Source organism: Vibrio sp. 10N.247.311.47 (assembly GCF_041467535.1).
Taxonomy (GTDB): Bacteria; Pseudomonadota; Gammaproteobacteria; order Enterobacterales; family Vibrionaceae; genus Vibrio; species Vibrio crassostreae_C.
Genome location: NZ_JBFSUR010000004.1, coordinates 161,397 through 179,083, shown reverse-complemented (window position 1 = coordinate 179,083; position 17,687 = coordinate 161,397). Strand labels below are relative to the sequence as shown.

Sequence of the window (17,687 nt, the reverse complement as noted above, 5' to 3'; positions counted from 1 at the left end):
TGATAAATAATATCTATCACCTTGCAAAAAGTAAGGTATAGCAAGGGCTAGAGAAGGATTCGCGCCATGAGTATTAAGCTACAACAGTTAAAACATTTTGTTTTGGTGGTCGAAGAAGGTGGGTTTCGAGCGGCATCTCACCGTGCAAATCGATCGCAAGCGGCACTTTCGACTTCGATAAAAGAGCTGGAAAAAATACTCGGCCAACCTCTGTTTGAAACAGGCAACAAATCGACACTGACGCCATTTGGCGAAATATGCTTACCCAAGATCATTCAATTTCTTAATGTTTACAAAGCATTAGACAATGATTTACGCGCAGCGGCAGCAGGACAACAAGGAAGAGTTCGAATAGCGAGCGTGCCTTCGGTAGCCGCAAAACTAATCCCTAGTGTATTAGGGGCTTTTTGTGAGCAGTACCCGAATGTAGAAGTGAGTTTGATTGATGATAATGCGGCAGGGGTAGAAGCAAGATTACTCTCTGGCGAGGTGGATGTTGCCCTCGGCAATAGCTCCCATTTAGAAGAAGAGAGCATCGACTTCACGCCTTTGCTCTCTGACCCTATTGGTGTGGTCTGCCTCAAAGACAACCCCATCGCCTCTCAACGAGAGGGAATAGAATGGCAAACTTTGTTAAAACAACCCTTCATTCGCAACGGTACTTGTACCCTACTTGACCCAACACCCGCACGAATGCTCAGCGAACAGGCTCTGTATTCAGTAGAGAACATCACTTCGTTGTTTTCGGTGTTAGAGCTCGGGATAGGCGTGACCACGCTACCTAAGCTGGCTTTCCCAACCAATGAAACCCGCTTGGTGTGGATTCCGCTAATTGACCCACCCTTGCAACGACAAATCGGCATTTTCAGACTGTCTGATCGTACGATCTCGCCACAAGCACAGGCTTTCCATGACTTATGTATTCAATACCTCAGTTATGAAGAGTCATAAGAGAGCCTAGATTAAGTAAATTAGGCAGCGCTCTGCTGCCATTTACTTCCTCAAAACTCGGTGTTTCTTCTCCGCACCATGCTTCTCGCACACCCAGTCCCCCATTTCACTCCTATATCATCAACATTTAGGCGCTGAATTTTCACTCTCGCGCACGCAAATAGTGACAAGCTGACGACAATATAAAAAATATTCGCTTATTGATAAGGAGCGACGTACGTTTAATTTACCAGAAAAACCAGATCTTCCATCATTGCCTCAAACAAGCTTAACCCCTACCAAAATCACACTTCACAACTCAGCTTGTAAATGAACCTAAGTGTTTGAATAGTCGTAATTGATAAGATCATAAGTTGAAAATTTAGCTCGCTACTCCCTTCTAAAAAGACCCTCTTTTCACAAGGATAAAGCATCTTAAATATTCATGAATAAAGTGATAGAACTATTACTTTCATAAATGAAAAACATTCATTTCAAAAATGGAATTATTGATATCAATATTTGTCGTTTTGATCACATAATTTTAGGCGTAGTTTATATTTTGTCGAAACGAGAGCGAACTAGTTTATATCGTTCTATTTCGTCAGGAGATATAAAACCAGCAAGATTATCTCTTTGTTAACAAGCAAAGTTTTATTAACAAGTAAATGCGAGTAGCAAGACATATTCAAACTGTGTTTTATATGAGCTTACACTGTTAAATATAAGGTTTTATTATGAGGCTTAATGGGATAAGTGGTGACATTCTTGTTGCTGCTAAAAGAGTTGTTCTCTGCCAAGTAGTATTAGCCGTCGGTGTAGTTTTATATGAAGTGTTTTTTGGTAATAAATTAGATATGGAATCGTCGGCTTTGGGTATCGGAATTGCGATGCTACCTCCGCTGTTTGGTTTTATATATGCAAGCCTAAAGGTGCGCAAGAATCCTAATTATAGTTTACGTGACTTAATGCAAATGAGTCGTGTCGTGAAAATAACTTATACGTTCTTAATGTTTATCTTGGCGTTCCAGTTTTTCAAATTGGATAACCCAGTAATATTGTACGCATATATTCTCACTATGGTTGGGTACTTCTTAACACCATTTATTACTGCCTCTACAAGATCGGAGTACGTGTAGTATGGATCAAGTAACTACCGCTCACGAATACATAGAGCATCACTTAACCTTCTTAACTACAGGTGATGGTTTCTGGGCGTTCAACATCGACTCGATGTTGGTATCTTGGATTACGGGTTTACTGTTTATTGGAGCTTTTCGATACGTAGTGACTAAGGGCACCAGCGGTGTTCCAGGTCGATTTCAATGTTTTATCGAACTGATATTTGATTTTGTAAACAACCTAGTAAAAGAGATTTTTCAAGCGGAGGATAAATTAATAGGGCCACTGGCATTAACCACTTTTGTTTGGGTGTTGTTAATGAACGCGGTCGATTTATTACCAATAGATTTCATACCAGCATTAAGTCGTGCAATGGGTCTAGAACACTTTAGAGATCTACCAACGGCGGACGTAAATATTCCAATGTCGATGGCACTCGGTGTATTTATCTTACTGTTGACTTATACATTTAAAAACAAAGGATTGAAAGGCTTTATCAAAGAGCTTACTACGCAGCCATTTGATAACCCTCTTTTATACCCTGTTAACTTAGTTCTTGAATTAATAACATTAATTTCAAAACCTATATCACTAGGCTTACGATTATTTGGAAACATGTATGCAGGTGAGATGATATTTATTCTGATCGCATTAATGCCATGGTGGATGCAATGGGCACTGAGTGTTCCTTGGGCACTATTCCACATATTAATCGTATTCTTGCAAGCATTTATATTTATGGTACTGACCGTTGTTTATTTAGGTATGGCAACAGAAGAACACCACTAATTAATAACTAAAAATTTAACTAACAAATTATTTATCGGAGATACAAATGGATATCGTAAGCGCAGTTTTATATGTAGCAGGTGCATTACTGATCGGTTTAGGTGCAGCAGGTGCTGCATCTGGTATTGGTAACTTAGCAGGTAAATACCTTGAAGGTGTTGCGCGTCAACCAGACCTTACTCCAATGCTTCGTACTCAATTCTTCATCATGATGGGTCTTGTGGATGCAGTACCGATGATCGGTGTTGGTATCGGTCTATACATCATCTTCGCCGTGGCTTAATCAAACCGCTTTGAAAGATCGATTTGTAAATAATCAAGATTTAGTGAGGAAGGTATGAACTTAAATGCAAGCATGTTTGGACAAGCAATCTCATTCGTGATTTTTGTTTGGCTCTGCATGAAATATGTATGGCCCCCTCTCACCGCGATGTTAGACGAGCGCCAAAAAGAAATCGCTGATGGTTTACGCCACTCAGAGAACGCTGCGAAAGAGCTAGAACTAGCAAAATCAAATGGCGCGCAACTCATCGAAGATGCCAGAAAAGATGTGACTGAACTGGTTGAACAGGGCCGAAAACGCCGCAATGAAATCATCAGCTTAGCGCAACAAGAAGCCGAGCAAGAAAAGGCACGCATCTTAGAACAAGGTAGAGCTGAGCTAGAAGGCGAACGCCAAAAGATACGCCGTGAACTTCAGGCAGATATGGCAGACGCAGTAATTCAAAGTGCACAGAAACTGATTAGCAAAAACCTAGATTCCGCAACGAACCGAGCGCTAGTTGACCAAATGATTAGCGAACTCTAAGGAGAGGCAATATGTCAGATTACACCAATATTGCTCATCCCTACGCCAAAGCATCGTTTGAATTTGCTTTAGGTGAAAACCAGTTACAAGAGTGGCACTCAATGCTGTCCATTCTTGTGGCTGTCGCGGAAGAAGAAACGATCGCTAGTCAGATTTCTTCAGCAGAAGGTGCTTCTACACACCAAACAGAAGAGCTGGCAAACCTCATCATTCATATTTGCCAAGGACTCGTTGATGACCACGTCATTAATCTTATTCGAGTCTTGGCCGAGAACGGCCGCCTTTCTGTTGTAAGAGACCTGTTTGAATTGTACTGCGAGCTAAAGGACGAACATGAACGTGTAGTGCCTGTCACTGTCACCAGTTCAGAAATGCTGACACAAGATCAAGTTACGTCACTAACAGCTGCACTTGAGAAGAAATTAGAGCGTCAGGTTGAAATGAAGCAGGTTATTGATGACACGTTAGTAGGTGGAATGGTCATCAAGGCGGGTGAAACCGTTATCGATGGTTCTTTAAACACATCAATTGACCGATTGGCTCATCAACTTCACGCGAGATAGGTAACAATTATGCAATTAAATTCAAATGAAATCAGCGATCTAATCAAAGAACGCATCTCGAAATTTAATGTGAGCACCGAGGCTCGCAATGAAGGCACTATCGTATCGGTTCGTGATGGCATCATCACAATCAATGGCCTTGCTGATGTTATGCAAGGCGAGATGATTGAGCTACCAGGTGGTAAATACGCACTCGCACTTAACCTCGATACCCACTCAGTAGGTGCGGTGGTTATGGGCCCCTACACTGACCTCTCTGAAGGTATGAAAGTGAAAGGTACAGGTCGTATCTTAGAAGTACCTGTAGGTAACGGACTTCTTGGTCGTGTAGTCAACACATTAGGCGAGCCAATCGATGGCAAAGGCCCAGTGAGTTGTGACCGACTCGACCCTGTAGAAGTGATTGCACCGGGTGTAATCGAACGTAAGTCTGTTGATCAACCTATTCAAACTGGTTATAAAGCGGTTGATACCATGGTGCCAATCGGTCGTGGTCAACGTGAGCTTATCATTGGTGACCGTCAGACGGGTAAAACAGCGTTAGCTATCGATGCGATCATCAATCAGAAAGATTCTGGCATCAAATGTGTGTATGTAGCGATTGGCCAAAAAGCCTCCACTATCGCTAATGTGGTTCGTAAACTCGAAGACCACGATGCGCTAAAAAACACCATCGTAGTCGTGGCATCAGCATCAGAGTCTGCAGCGCTTCAATACCTAGCCCCTTATGCGGGTTGCACCATGGGTGAATACTTCCGTGACCGCGGTGAAGATGCGCTGATCATCTATGATGACCTATCAAAACAAGCCGTTGCTTACCGTCAAATCTCATTGCTATTGAAACGCCCACCGGGTCGTGAAGCCTTCCCTGGCGACGTATTCTACCTTCACTCACGCCTACTAGAACGTGCAGCACGAGTGAATGCAGAGTATGTAGAGAAGTTCACTAACGGTGAAGTGAAAGGCCAAACAGGCTCATTAACGGCGCTTCCTATTATTGAAACTCAGGCGGGTGATGTATCAGCGTTTGTACCAACCAACGTAATCTCAATCACTGATGGTCAGGTTTTCCTTCAAACCCAACTGTTTAACTCAGGCTTACGTCCTGCAGTAGACCCAGGTATCTCGGTATCTCGTGTGGGTGGTGCGGCGCAATGCAAGATCATCAAGAAACTGTCTGGTGGTATCCGTACTTCATTAGCTCAATATCGCGAGCTGGCGGCCTTTGCTCAGTTCTCTTCTGACTTAGATGAGATGACGCGCAAACAGCTAGACCATGGTGAGCGTGTTACCGAATTAATGAAGCAAAAACAATACTCTCCAATGTCAGTCGCTGAGCAAGCAACGGTTATCTACGCAGCAGAGAAAGGCTACTTGGTCGGTGTTGAGCTAAACAACATTGCCCGTTTTGAAGAAGAGCTGATTGCTTATGCCAAAGGTCAGAACCCTGCGTTGTTCGAAAAAATCAACGCGACAGGCGATTACAATGACGAAATCGACGGTGCTCTTAAAGAGATCCTAGAAGGTTTTGTTGGGATGAAAGCTTGGTAAGTGCTCCGGTTTGTTAGCTGGAAATCAAAACAAATAGGAGCAGATTATGGCAAGTACTAAAGAAATTCGCACCAAGATAGCCAGTGTTAGTAACACTCAGAAAATCACTAGCGCAATGGAAATGGTTGCAGCAAGTAAGATGCGCAAGGTTCAAGACAACATGACGCTAACTCGCCCCTACGCCGAGAACATGCGAAAAGTTATCTCTCATGTTGCATCGGGTTCCCTGGAGTACCAGCACCCTTACCTGCAACAGCGTGAACCTAAGCGTGTCGCTTACATCATTATCTCGTCCGATCGCGGCTTGTGTGGTGGCTTGAACTCAAACTTGTTCAAGAAAGTGTTAGAAGAAATGGAGCAATGGCGCACCAAGGGAGTCGAGGTAGAAACAACCTTAGTGGGATCTAAGGCTATCTCGTTCTTCCAACGCGGCGGCAACGTTATTGCACAAACGTCAGGTCTTGGCGATACACCTAAGTTAGAAGACATCTTAGGTACGGTGAATGCGATGCTCGGGCATTACGACGAAGGTAAAATCGATAGCTTGTATCTCGTTTACAACCAGTTCGTCAACACCATGGTTCAAGCGCCAACGACCTTGCAGTTGCTCCCCCACCCTTCGGATTCTGAGGAAGGTGGTGAGCCTAAAAAAGCGCGTCGTTGGGACTACATCTATGAGCAAGCACCCAAAGACATACTCTCAGAACTGTTACATCGATACATCGAATCGCAAGTGTATCAAGGCATTGTTGAGAGCATTGCCTGTGAGCAAGCAGCCCGAATGGTCGCTATGAAAGCGGCGACTGATAACGCAGGCCAACTCATTGATGACTTGCAGTTGGTCTACAACAAGGCGCGTCAGGCTGCCATTACCCAAGAGCTGAGTGAAATAGTCTCAGGTGCCCAAGCTGTCTAGGGCTAGAAAAGACTGGGTCAAGAACAGAATTTGAGGATTTAAGAATGAGTGTTGGAAAAATAGTTAAAGTAATCGGCGCGGTGGTTGACGTCGAGTTCAGCGGCGGCAACAGCCCACGCGTTTATGATGCATTGAAAGTGACTAGCGACGAAGCAAGCTCGTTAGTATTGGAAGTACAACAACAACTGGGTAGCAATATCGTTCGTTGTATTGCAATGGGTACGTCAGATGGCTTACGTCGTGGCCTAACGGTTGAAAACACAGGCTCTCCAATCACGGTTCCTGTCGGCGAAGAAACGCTAGGCCGTATCATGAACGTGCTTGGTCAACCTATCGATGAGTGTGGTGAAATCGGTCAGAAAGAAAACTACGAGATTCACCGTGAAGCCCCTTCTTATGAAGAACAAGCAAACAGCACTGAGCTTCTAGAAACAGGCGTTAAGGTTATCGACCTTATCTGTCCATTCGCTAAGGGTGGTAAAATTGGTCTGTTCGGTGGTGCTGGTGTAGGTAAAACCGTCAACATGATGGAGCTTATCAACAACATCGCCAAAGCCCACTCAGGTCTTTCTGTGTTTACCGGTGTAGGTGAACGTACTCGTGAAGGTAACGACTTCTACTACGAGATGAAAGAAGCAGGTGTACTAGACAAAGTAGCCATGGTTTACGGTCAAATGAACGAGCCACCGGGAAACCGTCTACGTGTAGCACTTACAGGCCTAACTATGGCTGAGCGCTTCCGTGATGAAGGTCGTGACGTACTGTTGTTCATTGATAACATTTACCGTTACACGCTTGCGGGAACAGAAGTATCAGCTCTGCTAGGTCGTATGCCTTCAGCAGTAGGTTACCAACCAACACTGGCTGAAGAGATGGGCGTACTTCAAGAGCGTATCACGTCAACAAAACAAGGCTCTATCACCTCTATCCAAGCAGTATACGTACCTGCGGATGACTTGACTGACCCATCGCCAGCAACAACCTTTGCTCACTTAGATGCGACCGTTGTACTGTCTCGTAACATCGCGGCACTGGGTCTATACCCTGCGATTGACCCGTTAGATTCAACGTCACGTCAGTTAGATCCGCTGATCGTAGGCCAAGAGCACTACGACATTGCACAAAAAGTACAAACAACGCTGCAACGCTACAAAGAGCTAAAAGACATCATCGCGATTCTTGGTATGGATGAGCTGTCTACTGAAGACAAACAGACCGTATCTCGCGCTCGTAAGATTGAACGTTTCTTAACGCAGCCTTACCACGTAGCCGAAGTGTTTACCGGTCAGAAAGGTGTCTTTGTACCGCTAAGCGAAACACTAAGAGGCTTTAAAGGTCTATTGAGCGGTGAATATGACGATATCCCAGAGCAAGCGTTCTTGTACTGTGGCTCTATCGACGAAGTGCTTAACAAAGCAAAATCACTCTAAGAGGCAGGTGCACCATGGCTATCGGAATTACAGATAATACATTTCAACTTAATATTGTAAGTGCGGAAGGTACGCTGTTTTCAGGTCCAGCGTATGCCCTAGCCGTTTCTGGCGCTGATGGTGAGCTGGGGATCCGCCCGGGTCACTCCCCGCTTCTCAGTAAAATAAAGCCAGGCGTGACCGTGTTTGTCACAGACCCTAAGTCAGAGGGGCAAGTGCTTTATGTTTCTGGTGGGATGCTGGAAGTTCAGCCGGATGTGGTGACGGTGTTAGCCGATACTGCCTTGCACGGCCAAGATATTGACCGCGCTCGCGCAGAAGAAGCGAAATATGCAGCTCTAGAAAATATCAATAAGGGCAATGTAGACATCAACTTTGCACAAGCTCAGCTTGAACTAGCAAAAGCCGTTGCTCAACTTCGTGCATCAGAACTGACGTCTTCTCGCACTCGACACTGAGAATAGAACTTAGATGCTTAGTGCTTGATGTGTAAATAGTCTACCCACTTAAAAAACAGTTTAAGTGGGTAGACTACATCAGGAACCCTTCTCTCCTTTCCAGCTTCCCCTCCCTTTCAACCGTCCCTAGTACATCCTTTTCAACAACGTTTACACCATTACTTCTCTGAAAAACGCGCTTGGTGCGGATCAAGTTCATGACCAAGAGGTTGTGTGAGTGAATGATATAACTCTGGCTTACGGCCACGAATCCAGCGTCTACCAGTACACATGTCTAACTCTTCTGCTTTTAGCTCTGCAATCACCATGTCGTTATCAACACTATCGGTCTCAGCAATGATTTCACCATAAGGGCTGAGGATCATCGCATTGCCTGTTCTTACTTCATCCATATCAACGCCGACACCATTACTAAACACCACAAACATACCGTTGTCGTGCGCTCTTGCAGGCAACCAACGCATTAACCACTCGCGGCCATTCTTGCCCTGCATTTCAGCACGAATCGCCTCTGGGTTTTCATCTCGGTTAAACCATAATTCAGGGTCAATTCGCTTCATCGCATTCGGGCTTCGTGAATGACAGCCGCCCGTTTGGTGTGGCGCAATCAAAATATCGGCGCCTTTCAATGCGGTGATTCGAACGTTCTCAACCAAGTTGTTATCCCAACAAATCAAGATACCGACTTTACAACCATGGGGCGTATCGAACACCGTGTATTGGTCGCCGCTGCTCATATGTGGGCTCACAAAGGTGTGCAGTTTACGGTGTTTCTGAACTTCTCCATTGGGCATCACGAACACATAAGTGTTGTATAACTCGCCATCCACACCCTGCTCTATCAAACCAGCCCCAACACTGATGCCAAACTGTGTTGCCAGTGCAATCAGATTTTGAGTCGATTCACCACTCGGCACAGGTTCCGCTAGCGCTTCTATCTCGTCTCGCGACAAAGCAGACACATGCCAGTAGCCAGTGATGCACATCTCTGGGAAACTGATGATCTCCACACCACTCTTCGCAGCTTGTTGAACGTATTGACCTATCACCGACAAGTTATACGCCTTATCGCCTGCATGATGGTTAAACTGAACCGACGCTACTTTGATGTCTCTTTTCATTATTCGTCCTCAAATTTCGCTTTATCTGATTTGGTATGAACTCAGTATAAAAAATCGATTCAATTCCATATAATGAAAGATATTCTTAGTTCAATGAGCATTCGGAATGGAATTTGATTTACTGAAGGCGTTTTGTCAGTTGGCTAAGTCGGGCAATTATCGTATGGCATCAGAGCAGCTCTACATTACTCAGTCGGCACTGACCAAAAAGATTCAACGACTGGAATCCAATATAGGAGCGAGTCTGTTTTCTCGCGGCAGGAACGGCGCAGAACTGACACACGCAGGTAAAACCTTACTACCCGAAGCCCAACGTTTGGTTCATTCAATGCAAGCGTTTGAGCAGCTTTCAGGCTCCGTAGTGAATGGAACGCAGGGGCATTTGAACATTGGTTTTGGCGTATCTAATTATCACGAAGCACCTAAACTGATTGCCGCCTATAAACAACAGTACCCAGACGTTCACATCACCTTAAATGACACACCTTCTAAGCAGCAGACCGACGAGCTATTGAGCCATGAACTCGATATCAGCTTCAATCGAATACCCGACTCCTCGGATTTAAAGAGCCTAACGCTTTTCAATGATTCGCTTGTGATTGCGGTTCACAAAGATATTCTCAAGCAAGCGCCAGGTAACGATCAGGTTCTCTTTGAGTTATCGAAATGGCCTTATCTAAAATTGGCTCAGCACCGTGGCCCCGGATTAGACAGACAGATTCAACAATATTGTCTTGCCAATAAAATCGACTTATCTAAGACACAAGAAGCCGATGATATCCTCACCCTGCTTGCCTTGGTTTCGGCCAATATCGGTTTCACCATCGTACCCAGCAGTGCGCAGTACATTAGTAACACCGATGTGGAATTCATTGCGTTAGAAGGTGAACACGCGACTTGGCCTGTTGGGTTAATCTGGAATGGAGAGAGTGACAACCCACTCAGGGATAGGTTTGTAGAGTTTGTGGCTCATCAAAAAGGAAATTAGACCAGAAGCTAAATTTCACCAACAAAAAAGGCTCACTAAATAGTGAGCCTTTTGATATTTTCTTAACGTAAACCTAAGTCTAAGGTTGCTTGCGTTTTGAAAGAATAGCTTTAGATCAGTAGGTTAGAGCTATAACTTAGAAGAACTCAATCGAATTACGGCCGCTTTTGTCATCACGTGTTGGCTTTGGCGTATCCGCTTTCTTTTTCGGTTTCTTCTCTTTTTTCTCTTTCTTTGGTTCAGCCTTTGCGCTTAGCATTTCTGCTTTGCTTTTCTTAGATTCCTTCTTCTTAGAATCCTTTTTAGACTGACCTTTCTTCGCCTTGTTCTCTTTTTTAGGCGTTTCTTTCTTTTTCGGCTTTTCTGATTCTTCTTGTACTGGCTGATCACACACCACTACATAGTATTCTTGGTTGAATTCAAAGAAGTCGCCATCGTACATTTTACGACGCTTACGGGTTTCTAGCTCACCATTTACCGCTACGTAGCCTTCAGAGATGATGTGCTTAGCTTCACCGCCACCACTCACTAGGTTAGCAATTTTAAACACTTTGTAGAGCTCGATTGGCTGTGATGAAACATCAATACCAATTGCTTCAATTTCAATCTCTTCGCCTTCTTCGCCCAGCTCTTGGCCTTCGTAATCAGCGTCTTCGTAATGTTCTTGGTCCATGGTGACCTCTACCTAAATATGTACTTCTGAAATATTGGGCGCAGTGTAATCTTAAAACAACTAAATGACCATGTTGAATTTATAGCTCAAGCCGAGGAAACGACAAGGCAAAACACGCACCATCCAAGTAACTTTCACCAACAGTGACATGTGCTTGGTGACGGTCACACACCTGTTTAACAATAGCTAACCCTAAACCATGGCCCGTTTTCCCCTTGTTCCTCGCTGCATTAGCGCTGTAGAAAGGATCAAACAAAAAAGGCCAATGCTCCGCTTCAACGCCTTTACCGTCATCATGAACCTCAATAACAAATTCATTGTCGGTATACCACAACTCAATAACGATCTTAGTATCGGCAAACTTAAAAGCATTCCTTACTATATTATCCACCGCCCTATTGAATAACTTTAGATCGACATACAAAGAGGCTGGGACTTTTAGTGGCACCTTAATGAGATCGAGTGTTGTCTCTTTCTCCCAAATGCTAAAACGCTCGTTTAGCCATTCATTGGCATCAATAGGTTGCTTAAGCAATTCAAAGCCCCCTCTTTCCAATCGAGCGTAATACAATAGCTCATCAACCATGTCTTCCATTTCATCCGTATCAGCAAGAATACGGGCTATCGCCTTAGATTGTTGCGGAGTTGGTGCTAAGTCACTCAACAACTCAGCCTGCCACTGAATTCGGAATATAGGCGTCCTTAGCTCGTGAGCAACGGCATTAGTCAAAGACTTATTACTATTGATTAAGTCTCTTATCTTGTCCGCCATAACATTAAAGCTACGGTTTAACGTACCTAATTTTATGCTATTTTTTTCGGAAGCTCTTTCTAGTAGATCCCCATGAGAAAAAGCAACCGTCGCCATTTCAAGGTTATTTAATCGGCGCTTGATTCTCCAAACCAAAAACAAGCCGCTAAACGCGAAACCTGTTATTGCAAAAACCCAAATAAGCCGGTTTTCAAATTTGATTTGCTTCCTCAGATAAGAATTTTTGTTCTTAGATAACTCATATAAATCATCACTTCCAACTAACCTTAACCACAGGAAGTATTCGTCATGGTAGTAAACATTTCGGCCTTGCTGCTGAAACGCTTTTCTCACTAGTTCTGGAGCGTTATCAAAAGGTATGATTCGCAGGTTCTGCCGAGTCTTATCCGCATAACTTTTTAATAGATTCTGCGTTTCAAGCAAACCTTTTTCACGGAAAACCACATCAATTAATTCTTGATAAGCTTCTGCTTCATGGTCTCGTAATATGTATTCGTAGTCAGTGCTTAACTTGTAAACAATAAAAGCATAGGAATATATACTCACTAAGAAGATGACTGTCAGCCCCGCTAGGTATTCAAAATAGATACGTCGCATATTATTTATTCAGCTACCGTTACCAACGTTCTGGTACGAACAAGTAGCCTTTACCTCTTACAGTGATGATCTTTTTAGGTGGGACAGTTATGTCATTAAGCTTTTTACGTAAGATTACGATTTTATTGTCGATAAAGCGGTCAATGCCATCGTAATCAATACCTCTCAACTGTTGAGTCAAAAAATTACGTGATAACACCTGTTCTGGCGAGGAAGCCAATAGCCAAAGCAGTTCAAATTCACTCTCCGCTATGGATATATCTTTTCCAATATGCGTACAGGCTTTGGTTGTGCGGTTTAAATTTAACTTACCAAAAACTAACTCATTCTTACTCACTTCAGCACTTATTGAACTGTCAGGAGTGCGACGCAAAAGCATCCTCACTCGAGCAAGTAATACTCTTTGGCGAATTGGTTTACTAATAAAGTCATCGGCGCCAGTTTCTAACGCTGCAACATGGTCAAAATCATCATCACTAGCTGTAAGAATGAGTATCTTTCCCTTAAACTGACTCCGGACTTGCCTACAGATAGTTAGCCCATCAACTTCTGGCAACATAAGATCAAGTAGAACAATGTCGGGCTGAATATTTAAGATTTGCTCACTCGCTGATGCGCCATCAGAAATAGTGATTACATCAAAAGATTGGCTTTCAAAATATTCCTGTAACATCTCTCTTAAGATGGGATCGTCTTCTACGATCACTAGTTTCGGGTTGGTCATAAATCCTTCTCACCATTCCTATTGCTACCTTGCGAACCCGCGCCTCTCTATTGCGAAATTCAGCATATTCTTTTTACATAGCTTGTATTTATAAAATTAACAAAAACATCTATATAACATATAAATATAAGGTAATGCAGCTAAAAATAGACCAAAAGCTCTTAATTTTAGACTCAAAAAAACCGGTCACCTTAGTAAGGTAACCGGTTCAATTTATGGGTTTAATTAAACATTTGTTGTCTAGTCATCATAAACAGGGAACTGTTCAAATGCGCGACGATAATTCACGTACTCATTAGAGCTCCATAACCTCAATTCTTCTGGGTCATAGTTGTACACTTCTTTATGAGCCGCATTTGTGGAACTGGTGTTGTTATCCGCAATCTGATTACCAAAGATTTGTGCTAAATCGAATATACGTTCGTGCTCTTCATCTTCGAATTTACCAATCGAGCTATTTTGTACCGTCTGCAAACTGGATTGAGAGTTACACTTACGTTTCATGTGATCTTCGGTCGACTCGCCATCGACTTTAAATCGTAAACACTTCTGACCATCTTCATCATATTCTTCGAACTGATTATCAAACATAAAAAAGCGTGCGAAACCAGTGGTGTCACGAAGAGCAACGAGCGCCTCTTTATCACCGACAGCGATAATACGAGCTTCGTTGCGATCTCGCGTATTCTTAAACACAGACAGCGCGTTACGGACTCGGTAAGGCAAACCGTTTAATTTTTCTACGCGAGCTTGCTGCTCTTCTGTGTATAAGGCGCGTGAAGCTAAAGCATTTGCAAGTGTGTTACGTGAACTCAACGAGTAATTTGTCCCTTTCCAAGTAAAGTTAATCCCATCTTCGTCGGCATAACTACTATTTGCATAGTTGACATGGATAGAGTCGCTAAAACCAGATACTGAGTCACTCAAACCATATTCATTTGCACGATTATACTTGTTTAGGTTAGCCAATAAGGTTCCAAAGTACGGCACCTTCGTATCTTGGCTAGCTCCCTCAGTCCAATACACAAATGCTTCATTACCGCCCATTGAGAAATAGCGCTTCATTGGCCACAGGTATGAAGGTGTAGCCTCAATTGTTTCGGTAATGTCTTGTTTGTATTTCAGAACCGTTTCTACGTAATCCCCTTTCCCATCAACAAAGATAGCTTGGCGAGCTTCAGCTCTACCCGTTAAATCGGATAGATACGTATACAAGTGTGAAATTTTGTCTGACATATCAACCAACGCTAAGCTCGAATTCTCAGTTGATTTGAATGGTGTATCACGCCTAACTAACATCTGTGCTGCTAGTAGTTTGTCTGGCCATACGCCTAACAAATCGACAGAAGAAGACGATGTTTGATAAGGGTTGTTCGCTTTTAAGCTCGCCCATACTTTTCCATCTCGAGTTTCAGAGCGAATGACGATCTCGTTAGCTTGACTTGCTAACATCTGAACTAATTCCTCATCGAAACAACTGGTTGGAACATCGCGATTTTGCGACATGCCGCCTTGGTAGGTTAACCAAAGGTCAGATAACTTAGCGAAACGATAGCGGTTAGGAACTCCAACAACACCACTCAATTCTTCTAATTCACAAACTTTATCTGGTGCTGTTAGCACTTCTAAAAAGAAGTCTGCTGCCAAATTTGCTGCATTATAAGTATCACAAATTGGACGAACACCCGCAGACAAGTTCTCTAATGGAATAGCGTTACCGCGAAAATCCACACAGTTGTTTCCGGCTATTTCTTCAAAAACCTGCCCTTTGTTATTCGTCGTATTTGCACCTAAGTAACGAGCAAACATAAAGTCAATTTCACCAACGTTTTCAACGATATCGCGAATTTTTTGGAACTCCCCCATTCGATATAAGAAGTAGCTATATTGATGAAATTGTTCAAATCTCTCACGTCCATTTCTTTGGTTAACCGTGTCGTAGCTATCTTTGTATCGCTGAATTCTAAACTCTGTGGCTTCTTGAAGGCTTGTACCTTCATCAAAACGATCACATAACAAGTTAGTGGTCGTGTGTTCATCCGTACAATAGCGATAGCTCACTAACGAATCTGGAATACCATTTTGACCAGCGTTAGCTCTCAAGTGTGCAATAACACCCGTCGGATAAACCTTATAGTCATTAGATAACTGACGGTCATACTCAGCCAAAGAATAGACTTTGCGCTTTTGTGCTCCTGTGGCGTCTACTACAGCGACATCGTCTCCCTCGCTATTGGTGTTAACGATAAGTTCATTTGTTTCAACCTGACGAGCATAAGCGAAACGTAAAGCGGCCTTGTCATACTTACCGAACGTCAACAGTTCATCAAATATTGATGCACCGTAATCCATGATCGAACTGTACGCAGCTGGCTTATCAAGGTGCCCAATTTTGCTTTGTGCAAGCTCAGCCTCTGTATAAAAATGGCTTTCGTCCGTTGAACCCATAAAGTTATGACGTAAACCAAGGTTATGCCCGAGCTCATGAATCAATGTTGATTTAAACATATGCTTTGAAATCGCTTGGCTTGCTAGCTTCTGCTGATCAATCGTTAGCGCTTCCCACGTTTTCATTTTGCTCTGATCAGCATCGGCGAAGAAGCCACCTTGGATATAGTCTAAACCCTTCACTAAGCCCTTTGACTGGGTACTTAACCACATCGCATCAACGCTATATACATTCTGCTCAGAGAATCGCTTCAACATATCTTGGCGTTTATAGAATGATTGCAAAGCGAGGTCTTGGTTGCTGGTATCGTATTTGAAATCCAAATCGGCTTCAGGCAGTGAATCGACTAAATTATCTTTGCCCACCAAATTAATTTCGCGTTCACTCAACGCTGGAACATTGATCGAAGGTCCTCGATCTTCCTCGAGCATTTTATTGAACAAATCGATTTCGGTTGGCTCAGAGCTTGATTTCGAAGCGTTGCTTTTTTCCGCCACAACCACAGGTTGTACTTTTTCAATTTCTTGGCGGTTGTAACGCTTAGCGAGATCATTCCACGTATGGCGACTTGCGGAACGAATCACACCTAAATATTGGTTAACATGCGCATGAATAATTTCACCCGTTAATGGGTTAGTGGCAGATGGGCCATAGCCAAGAAGGCCGTTGTCAACCGGATCCTCGATCAGGTTGAATACGTTGTAACGTAAGTCACCCGTTTTTACACCCGCTTTCTTGTCACTATTAACAATGTTAATGCGAGGAACACCTGTGCCTTCTAATGACTGATTTACCTCTTTCATGGTATCGAGCGTAAGTTGCAGGTACGCTTCATTGCCATCATCGAAGTAGCTGTCGCTTAAGTAGTAATCGATCGACTCTAACTTGGGATTGAATCGGTTAATATAAGAAAAACGAGAACCCTGTACGTTACTCTCACCAGTGTGAGTTTTTACTTCTTTGCTATCGTTGAAGAACCCAAAGTATGCGCTGTCTTGGCCTTGGTAATAGATAGGTTCGTAATTTTCACTTGCTAACTTATCAAGCTTAACAAGAGAATAGAAAAAACGTGTTTTGAATGATAAGTCTTTAAGCTCGCCACCAAACTGGTATTGATCTTCCGCTTCTGCAGTAAAGGTTCGTTCTACTTCAACGTTAATTACCCCACCTTCAGGATCGTATTCGTATGAAATCAAACGAGGCTCTGCAGACTCCGTAACATTACTGGAGGTATACCAAGCTCTAATTGTGTCTTGAGATAGTGATTTAATCTCTTCATATTTAGGTACAAAGTGTGTGGCTTGATCCCAAGAAACGTCTTCATCTGCGTTAATTTCTTCTTTATTTGTACATTCGCCATAACCGTTCTCAGCACAGCGATACTGACGGAATTCTCCAGGAATTTTAAGCACAGGAGCACGGTTAATTTCCGTATCCCAACGACTTTCATCTGTCGAATTCACTTTGTCGCGATCAACTTCTTCGACATAAATACCATTAGTTTCATCAAAACGAAGCGTCACCAACTTTGGATCGCCTTGGAAAAAGCCGCGCTGAGTCATTGCATAACGAGGAGCATCGCCGGTTGACGGCATGTACATCCAAAGTGATTCCGTATCTAAAGATTGAACAGAAATCTCTTCGGTTGGTTTTTCATAGGTGTCATAGGCACGATCTTCGGCCCCACACCCGCTGAGGATTGTGGCAATACTTGCTGCGATAATTGCTTGTTTAAACATAATTTACCTATATTTATAATTATATTACATTTTTACTTCTAACTATTTAAATTCAAT

Annotated in this window: 16 protein-coding genes; 11 read left to right on the top strand and 5 right to left on the bottom strand. The window is 43.2% G+C overall.

What is annotated here, in order from left to right:
- Positions 1-66: 66 nt before the first annotated feature.
- The 10 genes from AB6E51_RS04485 (at position 67) to AB6E51_RS04440 (ending at position 8,567) form a co-directional block, all read left to right on the top strand.
- Positions 67-951 carry a LysR family transcriptional regulator gene (locus AB6E51_RS04485; protein WP_017060836.1) on the top strand — a complete coding sequence of 295 codons (885 nt, stop codon included), beginning with the start codon at positions 67-69 and terminating at the stop codon, positions 949-951.
- 716 nt (positions 952-1,667) lie between these two features.
- Complete coding sequence (locus AB6E51_RS04480; RefSeq protein ID WP_372058259.1) at positions 1,668-2,069, top strand: ATP synthase subunit I; 402 nt, start codon at positions 1,668-1,670, stop codon at positions 2,067-2,069.
- A gap of 1 nt (position 2,070) precedes the next feature.
- Positions 2,071-2,841 carry a F0F1 ATP synthase subunit A gene (gene atpB / locus AB6E51_RS04475; RefSeq protein WP_017060838.1) on the top strand — a complete coding sequence of 257 codons (771 nt, stop codon included), beginning with the start codon at positions 2,071-2,073 and terminating at the stop codon, positions 2,839-2,841.
- Positions 2,842-2,887: 46 nt separating this feature from the next.
- Entirely contained in the window at positions 2,888-3,124 is a 237-nt protein-coding gene (atpE, locus tag AB6E51_RS04470) for a F0F1 ATP synthase subunit C (protein WP_004730405.1), read from the top strand.
- A gap of 54 nt (positions 3,125-3,178) precedes the next feature.
- On the top strand, positions 3,179-3,649 hold the full coding sequence (locus AB6E51_RS04465; RefSeq protein ID WP_017060839.1) for a F0F1 ATP synthase subunit B: 471 nt from the start codon (positions 3,179-3,181) through the stop codon (positions 3,647-3,649).
- Positions 3,650-3,660: 11 nt separating this feature from the next.
- On the top strand, positions 3,661-4,212 hold the full coding sequence (locus AB6E51_RS04460) for a F0F1 ATP synthase subunit delta (RefSeq protein WP_017060840.1): 552 nt from the start codon (positions 3,661-3,663) through the stop codon (positions 4,210-4,212).
- A 9-nt stretch (positions 4,213-4,221) separates the two neighbouring features.
- A complete protein-coding gene (atpA, locus tag AB6E51_RS04455; RefSeq protein ID WP_017060841.1) occupies positions 4,222-5,763 on the top strand; it encodes a F0F1 ATP synthase subunit alpha in 1,542 nt (513 codons plus the stop codon).
- 46 nt (positions 5,764-5,809) lie between these two features.
- On the top strand, positions 5,810-6,679 hold the full coding sequence (atpG, locus tag AB6E51_RS04450) for a F0F1 ATP synthase subunit gamma (protein ID WP_017064727.1): 870 nt from the start codon (positions 5,810-5,812) through the stop codon (positions 6,677-6,679).
- Between the two features lie 44 nt (positions 6,680-6,723).
- Positions 6,724-8,109: a F0F1 ATP synthase subunit beta gene (gene atpD / locus AB6E51_RS04445; RefSeq protein ID WP_017060843.1), complete on the top strand. Its 1,386-nt coding sequence runs from the start codon at positions 6,724-6,726 to the stop codon at positions 8,107-8,109.
- A gap of 14 nt (positions 8,110-8,123) precedes the next feature.
- Positions 8,124-8,567 carry a F0F1 ATP synthase subunit epsilon gene (locus AB6E51_RS04440; RefSeq protein WP_004730391.1) on the top strand — a complete coding sequence of 148 codons (444 nt, stop codon included), beginning with the start codon at positions 8,124-8,126 and terminating at the stop codon, positions 8,565-8,567.
- A gap of 158 nt (positions 8,568-8,725) precedes the next feature.
- On the opposite strand, the gene AB6E51_RS04435 is transcribed toward AB6E51_RS04440, so the two are convergent.
- Positions 8,726-9,688: a nitrilase family protein gene (locus AB6E51_RS04435; RefSeq protein WP_102332885.1), complete on the bottom strand. Its 963-nt coding sequence runs from the start codon at positions 9,686-9,688 to the stop codon at positions 8,726-8,728.
- Between the two features lie 106 nt (positions 9,689-9,794).
- Here AB6E51_RS04435 and AB6E51_RS04430 point away from each other — a divergent pair, with 106 nt between their 5' ends.
- The gene (locus AB6E51_RS04430) at positions 9,795-10,676 is read left to right on the top strand and encodes a LysR family transcriptional regulator (protein WP_017064729.1); all 882 of its coding nucleotides are present in this window, start codon (positions 9,795-9,797) and stop codon (positions 10,674-10,676) included.
- A gap of 136 nt (positions 10,677-10,812) precedes the next feature.
- Here AB6E51_RS04430 and AB6E51_RS04425 read toward each other — a convergent pair whose 3' ends face one another.
- From AB6E51_RS04425 to AB6E51_RS04410, 4 genes are all read right to left on the bottom strand, one after another.
- Entirely contained in the window at positions 10,813-11,349 is a 537-nt protein-coding gene (locus tag AB6E51_RS04425) for an RNA-binding S4 domain-containing protein (protein ID WP_017064730.1), read from the bottom strand.
- 79 nt (positions 11,350-11,428) lie between these two features.
- Positions 11,429-12,718 (bottom strand): ATP-binding protein, encoded by a 1,290-nt coding sequence (locus AB6E51_RS04420; RefSeq protein ID WP_017064731.1) that lies wholly within the window; start codon positions 12,716-12,718, stop codon positions 11,429-11,431.
- Between the two features lie 19 nt (positions 12,719-12,737).
- Positions 12,738-13,442: a response regulator gene (locus tag AB6E51_RS04415; RefSeq protein WP_017064732.1), complete on the bottom strand. Its 705-nt coding sequence runs from the start codon at positions 13,440-13,442 to the stop codon at positions 12,738-12,740.
- A 240-nt stretch (positions 13,443-13,682) separates the two neighbouring features.
- The gene (locus tag AB6E51_RS04410) at positions 13,683-17,630 is read right to left on the bottom strand and encodes a zinc-dependent metalloprotease (RefSeq protein WP_102332887.1); all 3,948 of its coding nucleotides are present in this window, start codon (positions 17,628-17,630) and stop codon (positions 13,683-13,685) included.
- Positions 17,631-17,687: the final 57 nt, after the last annotated feature.

Coding starts and splice junctions, on each gene's coding strand:
- AB6E51_RS04485 (WP_017060836.1), top strand. CDS start 67: ATGAGTATTAAGCTACAACAGTTAAAACATTTTGTTTTGGTGGTCGAA.
- AB6E51_RS04480 (WP_372058259.1), top strand. CDS start 1,668: ATGAGGCTTAATGGGATAAGTGGTGACATTCTTGTTGCTGCTAAAAGA.
- atpB (WP_017060838.1), top strand. CDS start 2,071: ATGGATCAAGTAACTACCGCTCACGAATACATAGAGCATCACTTAACC.
- atpE (WP_004730405.1), top strand. CDS start 2,888: ATGGATATCGTAAGCGCAGTTTTATATGTAGCAGGTGCATTACTGATC.
- AB6E51_RS04465 (WP_017060839.1), top strand. CDS start 3,179: ATGAACTTAAATGCAAGCATGTTTGGACAAGCAATCTCATTCGTGATT.
- AB6E51_RS04460 (WP_017060840.1), top strand. CDS start 3,661: ATGTCAGATTACACCAATATTGCTCATCCCTACGCCAAAGCATCGTTT.
- atpA (WP_017060841.1), top strand. CDS start 4,222: ATGCAATTAAATTCAAATGAAATCAGCGATCTAATCAAAGAACGCATC.
- atpG (WP_017064727.1), top strand. CDS start 5,810: ATGGCAAGTACTAAAGAAATTCGCACCAAGATAGCCAGTGTTAGTAAC.
- atpD (WP_017060843.1), top strand. CDS start 6,724: ATGAGTGTTGGAAAAATAGTTAAAGTAATCGGCGCGGTGGTTGACGTC.
- AB6E51_RS04440 (WP_004730391.1), top strand. CDS start 8,124: ATGGCTATCGGAATTACAGATAATACATTTCAACTTAATATTGTAAGT.
- AB6E51_RS04435 (WP_102332885.1), bottom strand. CDS start 9,688: ATGAAAAGAGACATCAAAGTAGCGTCGGTTCAGTTTAACCATCATGCA.
- AB6E51_RS04430 (WP_017064729.1), top strand. CDS start 9,795: ATGGAATTTGATTTACTGAAGGCGTTTTGTCAGTTGGCTAAGTCGGGC.
- AB6E51_RS04425 (WP_017064730.1), bottom strand. CDS start 11,349: ATGGACCAAGAACATTACGAAGACGCTGATTACGAAGGCCAAGAGCTG.
- AB6E51_RS04420 (WP_017064731.1), bottom strand. CDS start 12,718: ATGCGACGTATCTATTTTGAATACCTAGCGGGGCTGACAGTCATCTTC.
- AB6E51_RS04415 (WP_017064732.1), bottom strand. CDS start 13,442: ATGACCAACCCGAAACTAGTGATCGTAGAAGACGATCCCATCTTAAGA.
- AB6E51_RS04410 (WP_102332887.1), bottom strand. CDS start 17,630: ATGTTTAAACAAGCAATTATCGCAGCAAGTATTGCCACAATCCTCAGC.